The 15,970-nt window shown below is 60.5% G+C and carries 13 protein-coding genes and 1 pseudogene; 6 read left to right on the top strand and 8 right to left on the bottom strand.

Annotated features, from left to right (window positions below):
- The first annotated feature begins 22 nt into the window (after nt 1–22).
- Nucleotides 23–493, top strand: a complete 471-nt coding sequence (locus ACZ9BB_RS04695; RefSeq protein WP_476212747.1) for a DUF1810 domain-containing protein — start codon at nt 23–25, stop codon at nt 491–493.
- Here the strand turns inward: ACZ9BB_RS04695 and ACZ9BB_RS04690 are convergent.
- Entirely contained in the window at nt 458–2,818 is a 2,361-nt protein-coding gene (locus tag ACZ9BB_RS04690; protein WP_476218199.1) for a DNA polymerase II, read from the bottom strand. The genes ACZ9BB_RS04695 and ACZ9BB_RS04690 overlap by 36 nt on opposite strands.
- 347 nt (nt 2,819–3,165) lie before the next feature.
- Between ACZ9BB_RS04690 and ACZ9BB_RS04685 the strand changes: the two genes are divergently transcribed.
- Complete coding sequence (locus ACZ9BB_RS04685; RefSeq protein WP_008011368.1) at nt 3,166–3,606, top strand: CBS domain-containing protein; 441 nt, start codon at nt 3,166–3,168, stop codon at nt 3,604–3,606.
- Nucleotides 3,607–3,792: 186 nt separating this feature from the next.
- Here ACZ9BB_RS04685 and ACZ9BB_RS04680 read toward each other — a convergent pair whose 3' ends face one another.
- Both ACZ9BB_RS04680 and ACZ9BB_RS04675 read right to left on the bottom strand, forming a co-directional pair.
- Complete coding sequence (locus ACZ9BB_RS04680) at nt 3,793–4,413, bottom strand: glutathione S-transferase N-terminal domain-containing protein (RefSeq protein ID WP_476212746.1); 621 nt, start codon at nt 4,411–4,413, stop codon at nt 3,793–3,795.
- 159 nt (nt 4,414–4,572) lie between these two features.
- The gene (locus tag ACZ9BB_RS04675; protein ID WP_476212745.1) at nt 4,573–5,667 is read right to left on the bottom strand and encodes a DUF1615 domain-containing protein; all 1,095 of its coding nucleotides are present in this window, start codon (nt 5,665–5,667) and stop codon (nt 4,573–4,575) included.
- Nucleotides 5,668–5,827: 160 nt separating this feature from the next.
- Between ACZ9BB_RS04675 and ACZ9BB_RS04670 the strand changes: the two genes are divergently transcribed.
- A complete protein-coding gene (locus tag ACZ9BB_RS04670) occupies nt 5,828–7,357 on the top strand; it encodes an FAD-dependent monooxygenase (RefSeq protein WP_476212744.1) in 1,530 nt (509 codons plus the stop codon).
- 71 nt (nt 7,358–7,428) lie between these two features.
- Here ACZ9BB_RS04670 and hemB read toward each other — a convergent pair whose 3' ends face one another.
- The 3 genes from hemB to ACZ9BB_RS04655 form a co-directional block, all read right to left on the bottom strand.
- Nucleotides 7,429–8,403, bottom strand: coding sequence for a porphobilinogen synthase (gene hemB / locus ACZ9BB_RS04665; protein WP_476212743.1), 975 nt, complete (start codon nt 8,401–8,403; stop codon nt 7,429–7,431).
- A gap of 141 nt (nt 8,404–8,544) precedes the next feature.
- The gene (locus ACZ9BB_RS04660; protein ID WP_476212742.1) at nt 8,545–9,387 is read right to left on the bottom strand and encodes a PhzF family phenazine biosynthesis protein; all 843 of its coding nucleotides are present in this window, start codon (nt 9,385–9,387) and stop codon (nt 8,545–8,547) included.
- Nucleotides 9,388–9,410: 23 nt separating this feature from the next.
- Entirely contained in the window at nt 9,411–10,118 is a 708-nt protein-coding gene (locus ACZ9BB_RS04655) for a glutathione binding-like protein (protein WP_476212741.1), read from the bottom strand.
- A gap of 307 nt (nt 10,119–10,425) precedes the next feature.
- Here ACZ9BB_RS04655 and ACZ9BB_RS04650 point away from each other — a divergent pair, with 307 nt between their 5' ends.
- Together ACZ9BB_RS04650 and ACZ9BB_RS04645 are read left to right on the top strand one after the other, a co-directional pair.
- Nucleotides 10,426–11,100: a histidine phosphatase family protein gene (locus ACZ9BB_RS04650; RefSeq protein WP_476212740.1), complete on the top strand. Its 675-nt coding sequence runs from the start codon at nt 10,426–10,428 to the stop codon at nt 11,098–11,100.
- Nucleotides 11,101–11,192: 92 nt separating this feature from the next.
- Nucleotides 11,193–12,248 carry a permease gene (locus ACZ9BB_RS04645; RefSeq protein ID WP_476212739.1) on the top strand — a complete coding sequence of 352 codons (1,056 nt, stop codon included), beginning with the start codon at nt 11,193–11,195 and terminating at the stop codon, nt 12,246–12,248.
- Between the two features lie 99 nt (nt 12,249–12,347).
- On the opposite strand, the gene mnmH is transcribed toward ACZ9BB_RS04645, so the two are convergent.
- Both mnmH and selD read right to left on the bottom strand, forming a co-directional pair.
- Nucleotides 12,348–13,451 (bottom strand): tRNA 2-selenouridine(34) synthase MnmH, encoded by a 1,104-nt coding sequence (mnmH, locus tag ACZ9BB_RS04640; protein ID WP_476212738.1) that lies wholly within the window; start codon nt 13,449–13,451, stop codon nt 12,348–12,350.
- A complete protein-coding gene (gene selD / locus ACZ9BB_RS04635; RefSeq protein WP_476212737.1) occupies nt 13,451–14,485 on the bottom strand; it encodes a selenide, water dikinase SelD in 1,035 nt (344 codons plus the stop codon). The genes mnmH and selD overlap by 1 nt, the downstream gene beginning before the upstream one ends.
- A 506-nt stretch (nt 14,486–14,991) precedes the next feature.
- On the opposite strand from selD, the pseudogene ACZ9BB_RS04630 reads away from it, so the two are divergent.
- Nucleotides 14,992–15,949: pseudogene (locus ACZ9BB_RS04630) on the top strand (nucleoside-specific channel-forming protein Tsx).
- Nucleotides 15,950–15,970 lie beyond the last annotated feature (21 nt).

Here is a 15,970-nt window from a genome sequence, read left to right as displayed (position 1 = left end):
GGTTTTGTCAGAGGGCATCGGCATGAGAAGTACCGATCAGCTCGACTCCTTCAATTTGCCTCGCTTCGTCCAGGCGCAAGACCCTGTGTTCGAGTGGGTTCAGGAGGAACTGCGCGCCGGCCAGAAGCGCCGGCACTGGATGTGGTTCATCTTTCCGCAGTTTGCCGGGTTGGGTGACAGTGAAATGTCCCGCTACTTTGCCATTCGCTCCCGTGAGGAAGCCATGGCGTACCTGGAGCATCCGTTATTGGGTCCACGTCTGCGCACGTGCACACAACTGGTCCTGGACGTTCCTCAACGTTCGATCGCAAAGATTTTCGGTCACCCCGACAACCTCAAATTTCACTCATCGATGACGCTGTTCGCCCAGGTCACCCCCAAAGGCAGCCTCTTTCACCAGGCGCTGGATCAGTATTTTCACGGCATACCGGATGACTGGACGTTGTCGCTGCTGGACTCAAAACAGGCCCAGTTGCCCACCAATCAGCGTTGAGAAATCGTCATCGACGAACGGCAGGATCGCGTCCGCCACGGGTTGCAGCTGTCGGGTGAGGTAATGGTCGTAATCGATGGCCGCGCTGCGGGTTTCCAGCGGCTCAGGGCCAGCGACAGTGATCACGTAACTGATCCAGCCGCCGTTCTGATATTGGCGCGGGCGCCCCTGCCGGTCGTTGTAATCGTCGGCGATGCGCGCGGCCCGCACATGGGGCGGAACGTTGCGTTGATAGTCATCGAGGGGGCGACGCAGGCGTTTGCGGTAGATCAGGCGCTCGTCGAACTCACCGGCCAAGGTCTTGCGCACATAGTCACGCACGTAATCCTGATAGGGCTTGCGATTGAAGATCCGCAGGTACAACTCCTGCTGGAATTGCCGGGCCAACGGCGACCAGTCGGTGCGCACGGTTTCCAGGCCCTTGTAGACCATTTCATCAGTGCCATCGGCGCGGGTGACCAGCCCGGCATAGCGCTTCTTGCTGCCCTCCTCGGCGCCGCGAATGGTCGGCATCAGAAAGCGTTTGTAGTGGGTTTCGAACTGCAACTCCAGGGCACTTTCCAGCCCGTACTCCTGCTTCACATGCTCGCGCCACCATTGGTTGACGTGGTCTACCAGCGCATGGCCGATCTGCGCCGCTTCTGCCTGACCGTGAGCGCGACGCAGCCAGACGAAGGTCGAGTCGGTATCGCCATAGATCACCGCGTGGCCCTGAGCTTCGATCAGCTGGCGGGTGCGCAACATGATCTCGTGACCGCGCAAGGTGATGGACGAGGCCAGGCGCGTATCGAAGAAGCGGCAACCACTGGAACCCAGTACGCCGTAGAACGCATTCATGATGATCTTCAGCGCCTGGGACAACGGCGCGTTGTGTTCGCGCTTGGCGGTTTCGCGACCTTCGGCAACCCGGGCCACAATGGCCGGGAGGCAATGCCGGGTGCGGGAGAAACGTGCACCACGAAAGCCCGGCACCGATTCACTGTCGCCGGGATGCTTGAGCCCTTCGATCAAGCCCACCGGGTCGATCAGGAAGGTGCGGATGATCGACGGATAGAGGCTTTTGTAGTCGAGCACCAGCACCGATTCATACAGCCCCGGTTGCGAGTCCATGACAAAACCGCCGGGGCTGGCTTGCGGTGGCTTGCCGCCGAGGTTCGGCGCGACGAAGCCCTGGCGGTGCATCAACGGCATATACAAATGAGTGAACGCCGCCACCGAGCCGCCGCTGCGGTCCGCCGGCAAACCGGTGACGCTGGCGCGCTCCAGCAGGAAGGTCAGCAATTCGGTTTTGGCGAAGATCCGCGTCACCAGTTCGCAGTCCTTGAGGTTGTACTTGGCCAGGGCCGGCTTGTCCTCGGCGAACATGCGGTTGATTTCGTCCATGCGCTGGTACGGGTTGTCGATCGACTTGCCCTCGCCCAGCAGGGTTTGCGCGACGTTTTCCAGGCTGAACGAAGGGAAGCTCCAGGTCGCCGAACGCAACGATTCGATGCCATCGATGATCAACCGGCCGGCAGCCGAGGCGAAGTAATGATTGCGACTGCCGTGCTCGCGCCACTGCATTTCCTCGCCGCCGCGCCCCAGCTTCAACGGCACCGCCAAACGGCGCGCATGTTCGTGCAGTACACGCAGGTCGAACTGCACGACGTTCCAGCCGATGATCGCGTCGGGATCGTGGCAGGCGAACCATTCATTGAGTTTCTTCAGCAGCAGGGTTCGCGAGTCACAGTATTCGAGCTGGAAATCCACCACGCTGTCATCGCCATTGGGCGGCCCGAGCATGTACACCTGACGCTCGCCGCAGCCTTCCAGGGCAATGGAATACAACTCGCCCTGAGCGGTGGTTTCGATGTCCAGCGAGACCAGCCGCAGGTTCGGTCGGTAGCCGGGGGCGGGTTTCATTTGTGCGTCGAGCAGCAGGCCTTCGGCGTTTGGAGTGCCGCCGAACAAAACCGGCGCGGTGATGAAGCGCTCCATCATGTAGCGCTCCGGCGGGCGGATGTCGGCTTCGAACACCTCGACCCCGGACTTGCGCAACGCGGTTTCCAGGCGCATCAACTGACCGTGCTGCTGGCAATACAGGCCGAGCACCGGGCGATGCTCGAAATCCTGAAGGGCCAAGGGCCGCAGCTCGACGTTTTTCTCACCGCGCAGCAGCGCTTCGGCTTGCTCGCGCATGACCTGTGGAATGAACGCTACCGACGGTTGATGCGGCAGGCGGATGCGCCTGGGACCGGCATCGGTCGCCAGCCAGAACTCGACTTCCGTGCCGGCCGGGGTATCGCGCCAATGCCGGGTCAGGACGAAGCCCTGCTGTAAATCCACCACTGCAACCTCAACGATCTGATTCAAGTGGTGATTCTACGCGTGATCGACCTGTGGAGGCGGACTTGTGGCGAGGGGGCTTGCCCCTGTTGGCCTGCGAAGCGGGCCTAAAACCAGCCAACAGGTTTTTTCAGGCACCCCGCGTTGACCGGATTGCGACTGCTGCGCAGCCGAACGGGGGCAAGCCCCCTCGCCACAATTGCGAATGTGCCCGGGAGGGTTGCGGACTTTTACAAAGAAAAATCACTGAATGACGCTATTTGCGTGTTATCTGCCGCTTTGCGCCTTGCTCTGTGCGCCTGTCTCTACGATTCTTCAATAACAACGACAACACCCGAGAAACCGCCATGAAAACCGTCGCCCAACTGCTCAAGTTAAAGGCCCAACAGAATCAGCAAGTCCACTCCATTGCACCGCATCAAATGGTGCTGGAAGCGCTGATGGTGATGGCCGCAAAAAACGTCGGTGCGTTGCCGGTGCTGAAAGATGGCAAGGTCGTCGGCATCATCAGTGAGCGGGACTATGCGCGCAAACTGGTGCTCAAGGGGCGCTCCTCCGTCGGCACACCGGTCAGCGACATCATGGTGTCGCCGGTGATCACCGTGGACACCCATCAAACCGTCGAAACCTGCATGGGCATCATGTCCGAAAAACGCCTGCGGCACTTGCCGGTGGTGGAAAACGGCGAGTTGATCGGCTTGCTGTCCATCGGCGACCTGGTCAAGGAAGCCATCGCCGAGCAGGCTGAACTGATTCGGCAGTTGGAGCAGTACATCCGCGGCGAGTGATTCCAGAGCAACGCACATCCCCCTGTGGGAGCGGGCTTTTGTGGCGAGGGAGCTTGCTCCCGTTGGACTGCACAGCAGTCCCCTTCTTTTTTAGGTAGAGAGTGGGGCCGCTTCGCAGCCCAGCGGGAGCAAGCTCCCTCGCCACAGACAAGCCCGACTCCCCCCACTATTTGTTTGGCGGTGTTCCTATGGCCAATGCCGAGTGAAAACCGGTGCCAATACCGGGTGGCGGTCGAAGCGTTCAAGCCAGGCGAAGAACCCCGGCCGCGCAACACGCAAGTGCTCCCGGGTGCCCGCCCACCGCGTCACCACCGCCGCCAGAATATCCAGCGCACCCGGCTTTCCATCGTCCAGGTACAACTTGCCGGCGAACTGATCGGCAAACACCTCCCAATGCCAGTGCAGGCGTCGGCGGGCACCGGCCATGAGGTTTTGCCGGGACGATTCGTCCGCTTTGTCCAGCCAGCGCTCGGGGTAATCGATGATGCCGATGGCGGTGTAGCAATTGCTGACGATGAACACCAGGCCATGGATCACCTGATCGCGCTTGATCGGGTTTTCCGGCAACAGGTTCGACTCCGGGAACGTGAGGCCCAGATGAATCAGGATGGCTGCACTCTCGGTGAGAACGCCGCCATCGGGCAGCAGCAGGGTGGGAACCTGCTTGAGCGGGTTGAGCTTCTCCAGTGCCTGAAACGCCTCCGGGGACGCAGAAACATCGATGAAGCGATAAGCAACCTCGCACAGTTCCAGCGCGGCTTCGATGGCGGCCGCACCCGAATTCCGATGCCCGTAGAGCTGGTACATGACTAAATCTCCTCTGCGACTCTCTCTTTGTAGCAGTTGCCGAAGATTGCGCTCGAATACCTCATCAACAATACCAGTCAGTAAGCGCAATCCCTATGGCGTCTTAACTGACCGGCATTAGCCTCCCCGGCCGGGTTTCTCAGTCATTTTTAGGCTCGTTCACATCCCCGCGCGCTTCATGCAGAGCTGATATCGCTCATCGACCCGCTTGGCAAACCACGCCGTGGTGAGTTTGCGGGTGATTTTTGGGCTTTGCAGAACGATTCCCGGCAACACCTCCCGGGGTAATGGCCGGCCTTCGGCCTGTTCGGCCAGGGCGAAGACGCGTCGATAGAGCCTGGTGTCCTCGAATTCGAGACTTTTACCCTCCTCCAATTGATCCCGAATGGACGGATTACGCATGTCCAATTGCTTGCCGAGGGTACGCACGGCCAATTCCGTGGTGCCGGGCATGATCGAGCCATAGCGCACCAGATCGCCATCCAGCGCCAGCGGGATGCCGGTCGCGCGGCTTACCGCGTTCTGAAACGCCGCATTGCGGCTGGCGTACCAACCGGCATTGAAATCGGCGAAGCGATACAGCGGCTGCTTGTAGCTCACCGGATAACCGAGCAAGTGGGCGATACCGAAATATAGGCCACCGCGACGCGTGAACACTTCGTGGCGAATCGAGCCGTCCACCGGGTAGGGGTAATCCCGCGCCTGCTGCTCGGCAAAGTCGATGCTGACCTGCATCGGCCCGCCCGTGTGCACCGGGTTGAACCCGCCGAACAAGGTCCGGCCCATGGGCACCATGCCGATGAAGTCATCGAAAATCGCGCTGAGCTCTTTTTCGCTGCGCGCGGCATTCAGTCGGTCGCTGTAGCTTTTGCCGTTGGGTGAACGCACCTGCAAGGCACCGCTGACCAGCAAGCTGGGAATGTGGGCCTTATCGGCGCGGCGGTCGATTTCATCCCGGGCGATCTTGCCCAGGCCTGGCACCGGCGGATCAGCCTGAAACGTCGACTCTTGCTCAGCGACCGCGAGCACCGAACACAGGTTTTGCGTGGTCGGCGCAATCTTTTGCGCGGCAAACGCTGCGTAGATGTCCGTGGCCCAGCCCTGGCGGTCGACCGTTTTGGCCGGCAGCAGGCTTACGATCTCGGCCTTGACCTCGGCAGGCTTGCGGGCCGGCGGTTCCTGAGGGCGCTGAGTGCCGCAACCGGCCAGTACCAACAGCGCGGCCACGCTCATGATCAATCGATTGGCTTGCATGGTGCTCCATCAAATCCGTTGAGCCGGGTTAACCATACGATCAATGGCATGGCGCAGGCTATGACTATCCCGCCCTCTCCCTGTTCCGTAGCCGCTGTCGAGCCTGCGAGTGCCCCCCGGTTGAACCATACTTGATCCACACACCGAGGAGGACAGGCTCATGAACCGTAGCGACGTGCTGATCATCGGCGCCGGCCCGACCGGACTGGTCCTGGCACTGTGGCTGAGCAAGCTGGGGATTGGGGTACGGATTATCGACAAGACCTCGGCCCCCGGCACCACCTCACGCGCGTTGGCAGTACAGGCCAGGACGCTGGAGCTGTATCGCCAGCTCGACCTCAGCGAGGCCGTGGTGCAGAACGGCCATAAAGTGTGCGCCGCGAATTTCTGGGTCAAGGGCGAACCGGTCGCACACCTGCCGTTGAGCACCATCGGCGAGGGTTTGACGCCCTATGCGTTCCTGGAAATCTATCCGCAAGACGAGCATGAACAACTGCTGATCGAACGCCTGGAGACCTTTGGCATTACGGTAGAGCGCAACACCGAATTGCAAAGTTTCGAGGAAACCGGCGATGGCATCACCGCAACGCTGCGCTTGCCCGATGGCCGGCAGCAAACCTGCCAGGCCTGTTACCTCGCAGGCTGCGACGGCGCCCGCTCGATTGTGCGTAAAACCCTGGACACCGGTTTTCCAGGGGGCACCTACCAGCAGATTTTCTACGTAGCGGATGTGCAGGCCCGCGGCCCGACGTTCAACGGTGAATTGCATGTGGACCTCGACGAAGCCGACTTTCTCGCCATTTTTCCTTTGTCCAGCGACGGTCGCGCCCGACTGATCGGCACGGTTCGCGACGAACGCGCCGAGCGCGCCGAAACCCTCCAGTTTGCAGACGTCAGCAGACGGGCCATCGAGAATTTAAAGGTGCAGATCGATCAGGTGAACTGGTTCTCGACCTACCGCGTGCATCACCGGGTAGCGGATCACTTTCGTACCGGACGCGCGTTTCTGTTGGGTGACGCCGCCCATGTCCACAGCCCGGCGGGTGGCCAGGGCATGAACACCGGGATTGGCGACGCGATCAATCTGGCCTGGAAGCTCGCGGCGGTGTTAAGCGGCAGCGCCACGTCCAAACTGCTCGACAGTTATGAAACCGAACGCATCGCCTTTGCCCAGCGCCTGGTGGCCACCACCGACCGGGTGTTCAATTTCGTCACGGCCGATGGGCCAATTGCCGACGTGGTGCGCATGCGCGTGGCACCCTTTTTGATCCCGAAAATGATCTCGTTCGAGGCCGTCCGGGAGTTCATGTTTCGCACGGTGTCACAGACCACCCTCAACTATCGCGGCATGCCGTTGAGTGAGGGCGTTGCCGGCCATGTTCACGGCGGTGATCGCCTGCCCTGGGCCCACGACGGTGAAGGGGACAACTTCGAATCGCTGAAATACCTGACCTGGCAGGTGCATGTGTATGGCGACACCAGCGACGAGATGATCGCCTGGTGCAATGAGCATCACCTGCCGTTGCAAGTGTTCGATTGGCGGCCGGCGTTTGAAAAAGCGGGGCTGGCGCGCAACGGGTTTTACCTGCTGCGACCGGATACCTATGTGGCGATCGCCGAGTACAGCGCCGATCCGAAGGTGATCGAACGGTATTTCCGCGATCATGGGATACGGCCTTTTATCAGCTGAACCCGAGGCCACCGAAGATCAAAAATGTGGGAACGGGCTTGCTCGCTCCCACAGTGGTTATCGGGTGATCTTTAGATCCCGGCCAGGGCCAGGTCCATTGCGAAGTAGGTGAAGATCAAATCCGCCCCCGCCCTTTTGATCGCCCCCAGACTCTCACGCACGACGCGATCTTCATCGATTGCCCCGGCCTGGGCGGCGAATTTGATCATCGCGTATTCACCGCTCACCTGATACGCCGACAACGGCAGACGCGAGGCTTCGCGGATGTCGCGGATGATGTCCAGGTACGCGCCGGCCGGCTTGACCATCAGCGCGTCGGCGCCTTCCTGTTCGTCCAGCAACGACTCACGCACCGCTTCACGACGGTTCATCGGATTCATCTGATAGCTTTTGCGGTCACCCTTGAGCGCACTGCCGCCGGCTTCGCGGAACGGGCCATAAAGCGCCGAGGCGAATTTGGTCGAATAGGCCATGATCGCGGTCTGGCTGAAACCCGCTGCATCGAGCGCCTGGCGAATCGCCTGGACCTGCCCGTCCATCGCCGCCGACGGCGCGATCACATCGGCACCGGCCCGAGCGGCGGCCACGGCTTGTTTGCCGAGGTTGATCAGGGTCTGGTCGTTATCGACTTCGTGCTGGTGCAACACGCCGCAATGGCCGTGATCGGTGTACTCACAAAAACAGGTGTCGGACATCACGATCATTTCCGGCACGGCGTTTTTGGCGATGCGCGACATGCGCGACACCAGGCCGTTATCGTTCCAGGTGTCGCTGCCGTTGCTGTCCAGGTGATGAGACACGCCGAACGTCATCACCGACTTGATCCCGGCACGGGCGTAACGCTCGATCTCGCCAGCCAGTTTCGACTCGGGAATGCGCATCACCCCGGGCATGCTCTTGATCGGCACGAAATCGTCGATTTCTTCCTCGACGAAAATCGGCAGCACCAGATCGTTCAAGCTGAACTCGGTTTCCTGGAACAGGCTGCGCAGGCTCGCATTGCGGCGCAGACGGCGTGGACGTGCTTCGGGGAACTGACTGGGCATGGGTCTTCCTGAAAAACGGTGGATAAGACAAAAATCGTAGGGAGCGAAGCTTATGCCCAGCAAGTCGCGGGGCACAAACTTCGATCACTCAAGACTGCGTTACCGCGGCGGAAACAATCACCGCACTCCCTGTGGGAGCGGTTAAAGTGTCAGCGTACCGCTGATGCAGGTCACCACCGCACCGCCGATCCAGATCTCATCCCCTATCTGTTCCACCCGAATCCTCCCGGCGCGGCCCATGGTCAGCCCCTGGCTGACGACATAAGACGCCGGGGCCAGCCCTTCGCTGAGCAACCATTGAGCGATCCCGGCGTTCAGGCTGCCAGTGGCCGGGTCTTCTGGCATGCCGTCGCCGGAGATGAACGCACGCACTTCGAACTGTGCATCAACGCCATCGCGCTCGACGCACCACGGCGCGATCACACCGACGGCGAGGCCAAGCATCTGCGAATGATCCGGCTGCAAGTCCAGTACCTGCTGACGATCCTCGACCATCACCGCCAGCCAGCCGGCACCGTTGTCGACCCATTGCGCCCGCACGATGGCGCCCGGCGCCAATCCGAGGCCCCGCCGTACGCGCTCGACCAGTTCGGTATCCACCGGGCCGGACCTGAGCAGCGATGGCGCGAGAAACGCCAGCTCCGCCCCCTGCCGACGCACTCGCACCAGGCCCACGCCACACTCCTGAATGATCTCCTCACCCTTGGGCACCCCACCAGCCTCGAGCCAGGCATGGCACGTGCCCAGCGTCGGATGACCGGCGAACGGCAACTCTTGCAGGGTGGTGAAGATACGCACTCGATAGTCGGCCCGGGGGTCTCTAGGTTCGAGCACGAACGTGGTTTCGCTGAGGTTGGTCCAGGTCGCAAACGCCGCCATGCGCTCATCGCTGAGCCTGTCTGCGCCGAACACCACCGCCAGCGCGTTGCCCTTGAGCGCGACACAGCTGAAGACATCTACTTGCTTGAAATCGAATGAGCTCATTGCCTGCCTTGGTGATGAGGGATTCAAAGGGATTGCTTGGGGATTTCCAAGCCGCGAATCACCGCCGGTCTTGCCAGAAAACGCTCCAGCACGCGGGTGACGTTGGGAAAGTTCTGAATGCCGACCAGCTCGCCGGCCTCATAGAAGCCGATCAGGTTGCGCACCCACGGGAATGTCGCGATGTCGGCGATGGTGTAGCGCTCGCCCATGATCCAGTCGCGCCCTTGCAGGCGGCCCTCGAGAACGCTGAGCAAGCGCTTGCTTTCGTCGACGTAGCGATCACGGGGACGCTTGTCTTCGTAGTCCTTGCCGGCGAATTTATTGAAGAAGCCGAGCTGGCCGAACATTGGCCCGATACCGCCCATCTGAAACATTAGCCATTGAAGGGTCTCGTAGCGGGCCGCGGATTCCTGGGCCAGCAGTTGCCCGCTCTTGTCGGCGAGGTAAATCAGAATCGCCCCGGACTCGAACAGCGCCAGCGGTTTGTCCCCCGGGCCGTGGGGGTCGAGGATCGCCGGGATCTTGTTATTGGGGTTCAGCGACAGAAACTCAGGGGACAACTGATCTTGGGTGTCGAAGCCCACACGATGCGGCTCGTAGGGCAGCCCGATCTCTTCGAGCATGATCGAAACCTTGACGCCATTGGGCGTTGGCAAGGAATAGAGCTGGATCCACTCCGGGTACTGGGCCGGCCATTTTCGAGTGATGGGGAATGCAGACAAATCGGTCATCGGGAGCTTCCACGGGAAAAACGGAGTGAAGATCATAAGGGGGACGGGGATACGATGTGTACTGTGTCCATAAATCCGCAACATCCTGTCGATAACCTTTCCCCCAATCCGTTCAAGGTTGCAGTTAAAGTGCCAGGCCCCTCGCTCGGATCGAAGCTCGGATCGAACCAAAAGGGCTTCAGAGGACTCTGAGCATTGCCCTGTTAGAAATGGACCGGGTCAACGACATGGAAAACACCCTATGCTCGGAGCTTACGGTGTCAAGGTTTGTCAGCCTTAACCGAATGCGCTGAAGATCACCTATTCGATGATGAGTCCTTTGAAATTCGCCAAACGCTTCAACCATCGCGCGTATATCTTTCTGTCCTCTCTGCTGGCGGTCAGCGCGCTGTTTTTGTCGCTTGAGTCCAGCGAGAGCCGCGCCCAACCGGCGGATGGCACACAGACGCTGGTGTTTCTGCGCCATGCGGAAAAACCGGCCGGCGGCCTGGGTCAGCTCAATTGTCAGGGACTGAACCGCGCCATCGACCTGGCCACCTTGCTGCCGGAAAAATTCGGCAAGGCCAACTACGTGTTTGCCGCCAACCCGACGCGCAATGTCGAGGAAGGCGAACTGGATAACTCCTACAGCTACATCCGTCCCCTGATGACCATCAGCCCCAGCGCGATCAAGCTCGGCTTGCCGGTGAACATCGAGTTTTCGGCCAACGACACCAGCGACCTGGCCGATGAACTGCTTCGCGACAAGTACCACAACTCCATCATCTATACCGCCTGGTCCCATGGCTACCTGCCCGAGCTGATCAACAAGGTCGCCGGGGAAGCCGTCGGCAAGAAACAGAACATCACCGATGACTGGGCATCCAGCGACTACGACTCGCTGTATGTACTCACACTGACGTGGCACAACGGCAAGGCCAGCTTGCAAAGCCATACCTACAAGCAAGGGCTGGATAACGGTCGGGAGACTTGTCCGACTTAAGCTGTCTGCTGCTTCCCACACGCTGTCTGGAACACGGGCGCCAGGAGGCTGGGCTATCATGTACCCATCTTCCCATTGTCCGGAACCTTCCCATGTCGCTCTCATCCACAGCAGTCCCCGTCCGGGGCTGGTCGTTCTGGTGGAAACCCGCCCTGTTCGTCCTGGTAGCCTGTGTCGGCCTTTACTACGTCAAGTGGTCGCCCTACTACCTGAAGGCCTTTGTTGCCGCTGACAACCACAACATCGGCGCCTCCATCCTCAACGATCAACAGACCGCCCCCCTCGCCGCCGCTCTGACCTACGCCAAGGTGTATTTCCTGGCGATCTGGAAAGCCGCAGTGCTGGCGGTGATCCTCGGTTCACTGCTGCAAGTGCTGATCCCACGGGACTGGCTGCTGCACCTGTTCGGTCGTGCCGGTTTTGCTTCAACCCTGCGCGGTGGCCTGTTCGCCCTGCCGGGGATGATGTGCTCGTGCTGCGCCGCCCCGGTGGCCGCCAGCATGCGTCGACAAAAAGTATCGGTAGGGGCGGCGCTGGCGTTCTGGATCGGTAATCCGGTGCTCAACCCGGCCACGCTGGTGTTCATGGGCTTTGTACTCGGTTGGGGCTTCACCGCGTTGCGCTTGGTGGCGGGTATTGTGCTGGTATTCGGTGTTTCGCTGGTGGCCCAGCGTATCGCCGGCCCGGAAACCACGCCTGAACCGGCCGTCGAGGCGGTGGTAGAAGCCAGCGAGAAAGACACGCAACCGTTTCTGGTGCGCTGGGCCAAAACCCTGTGGCAATTGTTCTGGAGCACCATCCCCGTCTATATCCTGGCGGTGATGGTACTGGGTGCGGTGCGGGTCTGGGTGTTTCCGCATATCGACGGTGCCATGGCCAACAGCTTGCTGTGGCTGGTACCGCTGGCGATCATCGGCACGCTGTTCGTCATTCCCACGGCGGCGGAAATCCCTATCGTGCAAACCATGATGACCCTCGGCATGGGCACTGCCCCGGCCGTCGCACTGTTGATGACGCTGCCGAGCATCAGCTTGCCGTCGCTGTTGATGCTGCGTAAGGACTTCGACAGCCGGGTACTGGTGAGCGTGGCGCTGATGACCATGCTGATTGGTGTGGTGTGCGGGTTGATCGGGGCGGCTGTGCTTTAAGGGATGTAGCGCCTGTCAGGCCTCTTCGCGGGCAAGCCTCGCTCCTACAGGAAATGCAGGAGCGAGGCTTGCCCGCGAAGAGGACAGCAAACCCGCCACCTAATTGCGCTGGCTAGCACGCGCTCGCAGGTAGTCGAGCACCGCATCCCGCTCCCCGACAAACTCGATCCGCGCGCCCTTCTTCTCCCGCTGAAATGCATACATCGGGTCGTAATACTCGCGCAGCAATCCTTCGATCCAGCCCCGGTGCAAGTCCACGGCACCGCTGTTCGCCTGCTCGGCGAGCGCGTCTTCCATCAAGGTCAACATCCGCCGATGACGTTCTCCGCCCAGACGTTTCTGGACATTGTTCAGGCTCGCCAGCAAACGCTCGGAAAACAGCGCGAAGCCTCCATCGCCATGCACTTCGATGAACTCGGCACACAAGTCCACCACGTAATCGCGCAGGATCCGCTCGACCCGTCCTTCCAGGCTGTCTTCCAGCCAGACCATCGCAGATTGCTGCATGCCCTGATACAGCGGCAATGGCAGCGCACAACTGCCAATCGCGCGGCTCTCGTCTTCCAGCACGAACTGTTCGATACCACGGGAGCGCTTCTTCAGCACGTCCACGGCCAGGCGGTTTTCAAAGTCGATGTTGGAAGGTTGGCCCGTGGCGCGTTTACCGAAGCTGGAGCCGCGATGATGAGCGTGGCCTTCAAGGTCCAGGCCATTGCTCAATTGCGTGAGTACCTCGGTCTTGCCGGTGCCGGTCATGCCGCCCAGCAGGACGAAATCGCACTGGGTTACAGCCTGGTCGAGCGTATCGAGCAAGAAGGTGCGCATGGCTTTGTAGCCGCCACCGACCCGCGGATAGTCGATGCCGGCTTCATCCTTGAGCCACTGCTGGGTGATCTGCGAACGCAAGCCACCGCGAAAACAATACAAATAACCGTCAGGATGCGCCCGGGCAAAATCGGCCCAGGCCTGGATGCGCTCGGCCTTGATCTCGCCGGACACCAATTGATGCCCCAGCGTGATGGCCGCTTGCTGACCCTGCTGCTTGTAGCAAGTACCAACCCGTTGCCGCTCGTGGTCATTCATCAACGGCAAATTGACCACGCCGGGGAATGAGCCCTTGAGGAATTCGATCGGCGCGCGGACGTCCATCATTGGCCGATCGTTGAGGAAGATGTCGCGGTAATCGGTGAAGTCGCTGGACATCAAATCACCTCAACCGCGTGAGTCTGTCGCTCAACCAGTTCACCGATCGGCTCAAGGGCCAGACCGAGTTCGGCCGCCACCGCCAGGAACTGTTCGTTGCCCTCGGGGGTGACTGCAACCAGCAGGCCACCGCTGGTCTGCGGATCGCAGAGCACGCGTTTGTGCAACTCCTGGAGCCGGCCGACCTTGCTGGCGTAACTGTCGAAATTGCGCAGCGTGCCCCCCGGCACACAGCCCTGATCGAGGTAATACTCGACACCCGGCAGGCGCGGTACGCGGTCGTATCCGATGCGGGCGGTCACGTTGCTGCCGTCGGCCATTTCCACCAAGTGCCCGAGCAAGCCGAAACCGGTGACGTCGGTCATTGCGGTCACGCCATCGAGTTTGCCGAAACGGCTGCCGGGTTTGTTCAGGGTGCACATCCAGTCGCGGGCCAGGCCGATGTCGGCATGGCGCAACTTGCCCTTCTTCTCGGCCGTGGTGAGAATGCCGATGCCCAAGGGCTTGGTGAGATAGAGCAGGCAACCGGCGGTGGCGGTGTCGTTGCGCTTCATGTGGCGCTTTTCCACCAGCCCGGTCACGGCCAGGCCGAAGATCGGTTCCGGGGCGTCGATGGAATGGCCGCCGGCCAACGGGATGCCCGCCTCGTCGCAGACCGAACGCCCGCCGCGAATCACTTCCCGGGCAATCTCCGGCGCCAGCACATTGACCGGCCAGCCGAGGATTGCGATCGCCATCAACGGATCGCCGCCCATGGCGTAAATGTCGCTGATGGCGTTGGTGGCGGCGATACGGCCGAAATCGAACGGATCGTCGACGATAGGCATGAAAAAGTCAGTAGTCGATACCACGCCGCGCTCTTCGTCGATGGCATACACCGCCGCGTCATCACGCGAGGCGTTGCCGACCCAGAGTTTCGGGTCCAGATTCTGCGCCCCGCTGCCGGCCAGAATCACCTCCAGCACCTGGGGTGAAATCTTGCAGCCACAGCCTGCGCCGTGGCTGTATTGGGTCAGACGAATCGGCTCGCTCATCAGGGGTGCACCTTGTGAAGTCAATGCCGAGGATTCTACAGCAAGCCCATTCCTAGAGGGTCTTCACAACCCGCAGGAGTAAGCAATCCATTGTGGCGAGGGAGCCTGCTCCCGCTCGGGTGCGAAGCACCCGCAAAACTGGCGGACAGGGATTTTGAGACACCGTGTGCAAGGATTTAGGGCTGCTGCGCAACCCAGCGGGAGCAAGCTCCCTCGCCACAAAAGTTCTATGCCACAGATCGGGTTACTCATCTGATCGTCGATACCACTTTGGTGCATATCTCATCCAGATCCCTTCGCCCTCGAATTCCACTCCTTCCCCCTCACCTCGAATTCCTTGACCGAAAGGACAGTTAAACCGTCAATTCCTTAGATTTTTCCGTGCCTTGAACCAAACTGGTATGCCTTGTGCAAACGTTTGCGAGTCGCCGATACCGGCCTGTTCACTACCTAGCCACGCCAGCCCGCACCACTGGGCCTTCAATCCGCACGAAAAGGGACTTTTAATGCATTGCACCTCTCACCGCGTGACGTGTTCGCGCACTTTGGCTGTTTCCTTGCTGCTGGGCCAGCGTTACAGGACTACTCAGCAACCCCGCTTTGGCCCAACCGGCCACCGCCGAAGAATCCGCCCAAGGCGAAGCCCTCAGCGTCGAGGCCAGCCCGCCGAAAAAAGGCGCCTACTTGTCGGACTGGTTCAACCAGGACCTGACCGTCATTGGCAGCAAAGACATCAGTTTCGGCCCGCAACCGGCCGACGATATCTACCTGGAGTACGAGTATTTCGGTCGCAAGGGGCCGTTCGAGTTGTACGGCTATATCGACATCCCGAAGATCTTCGACATCGGCAACAGCCATGACAAAGGCGTGTGGGACCACGGTTCACCGGTGTTCATGGAGCACGAGCCGCGGATTTCCATCGACTACCTGGCCGGCCGCAGCCTGGCCGTCGGGCCGTTCAAGGAATGGTACGTGGCGTTCGACTGGATCTACGACCACGGCAGCAACAGCGCCAACCGTGCCAACACGCTGTACAGCGGGTTGGGCACCGACATCGACACCCATTCGCGGGTCAACCTGTCGGCCAACTTCTATGGCCGCTACCAGTGGGAAAACTACGGCGCCAGCAATGAATATTCGTGGGACGGCTACCGCGCCCAACTCAAATACATCGTGCCCATCAGCAGTTTCAGCAACGGCGCTTCGTTGACCTACATCGGCTTCACCAACTTCGACTTCGGCTCCGACCTGCACAACGACAACCCGGCACGCACCGCCAACGCCACCGTGGCCACCAACGTATTGCTCTATGCCTTCACCCACTTGCGTTTCACCCTGGTCGGCCGTTACTTCCACAACGGCGGCAACTGGGAGGATGGCAGTGAGTTGAATTTCGGCGACGGCGACTTCCGCGCCCGTTCCAACGGCTGGGGTTACTACGCCGGTGTCGGCTATCAGTTTTAAGGTTCATTTGAATAAGGAGGT

The sequence above is a fragment of the Pseudomonas sp. TE3552 genome (genome assembly GCF_056278945.1).
Note: the sequence above shows the minus strand (reverse complement) of the source record. Positions and strands in the feature narration are given on the sequence as shown.

Bases quoted from the DNA above. Each gene is read 5' to 3' on its own strand.
- ACZ9BB_RS04660 (WP_476212742.1), bottom strand. From the start codon at position 9,387: ATGAGCTCATTCGATTTCAAGCAAGTAGATGTCTTCAGCTGTGTCGCG.
- ACZ9BB_RS04655 (WP_476212741.1), bottom strand. From the start codon at position 10,118: ATGACCGATTTGTCTGCATTCCCCATCACTCGAAAATGGCCGGCCCAG.
- ACZ9BB_RS04675 (WP_476212745.1), bottom strand. From the start codon at position 5,667: ATGCAAGCCAATCGATTGATCATGAGCGTGGCCGCGCTGTTGGTACTG.
- hemB (WP_476212743.1), bottom strand. From the start codon at position 8,403: ATGCCCAGTCAGTTCCCCGAAGCACGTCCACGCCGTCTGCGCCGCAAT.
- ACZ9BB_RS04695 (WP_476212747.1), top strand. From the start codon at position 23: ATGAGAAGTACCGATCAGCTCGACTCCTTCAATTTGCCTCGCTTCGTC.
- ACZ9BB_RS04650 (WP_476212740.1), top strand. From the start codon at position 10,426: ATGATGAGTCCTTTGAAATTCGCCAAACGCTTCAACCATCGCGCGTAT.
- ACZ9BB_RS04685 (WP_008011368.1), top strand. From the start codon at position 3,166: ATGAAAACCGTCGCCCAACTGCTCAAGTTAAAGGCCCAACAGAATCAG.
- ACZ9BB_RS04645 (WP_476212739.1), top strand. From the start codon at position 11,193: ATGTCGCTCTCATCCACAGCAGTCCCCGTCCGGGGCTGGTCGTTCTGG.
- ACZ9BB_RS04670 (WP_476212744.1), top strand. From the start codon at position 5,828: ATGAACCGTAGCGACGTGCTGATCATCGGCGCCGGCCCGACCGGACTG.
- mnmH (WP_476212738.1), bottom strand. From the start codon at position 13,451: ATGTCCAGCGACTTCACCGATTACCGCGACATCTTCCTCAACGATCGG.
- selD (WP_476212737.1), bottom strand. From the start codon at position 14,485: ATGAGCGAGCCGATTCGTCTGACCCAATACAGCCACGGCGCAGGCTGT.
- ACZ9BB_RS04680 (WP_476212746.1), bottom strand. From the start codon at position 4,413: ATGTACCAGCTCTACGGGCATCGGAATTCGGGTGCGGCCGCCATCGAA.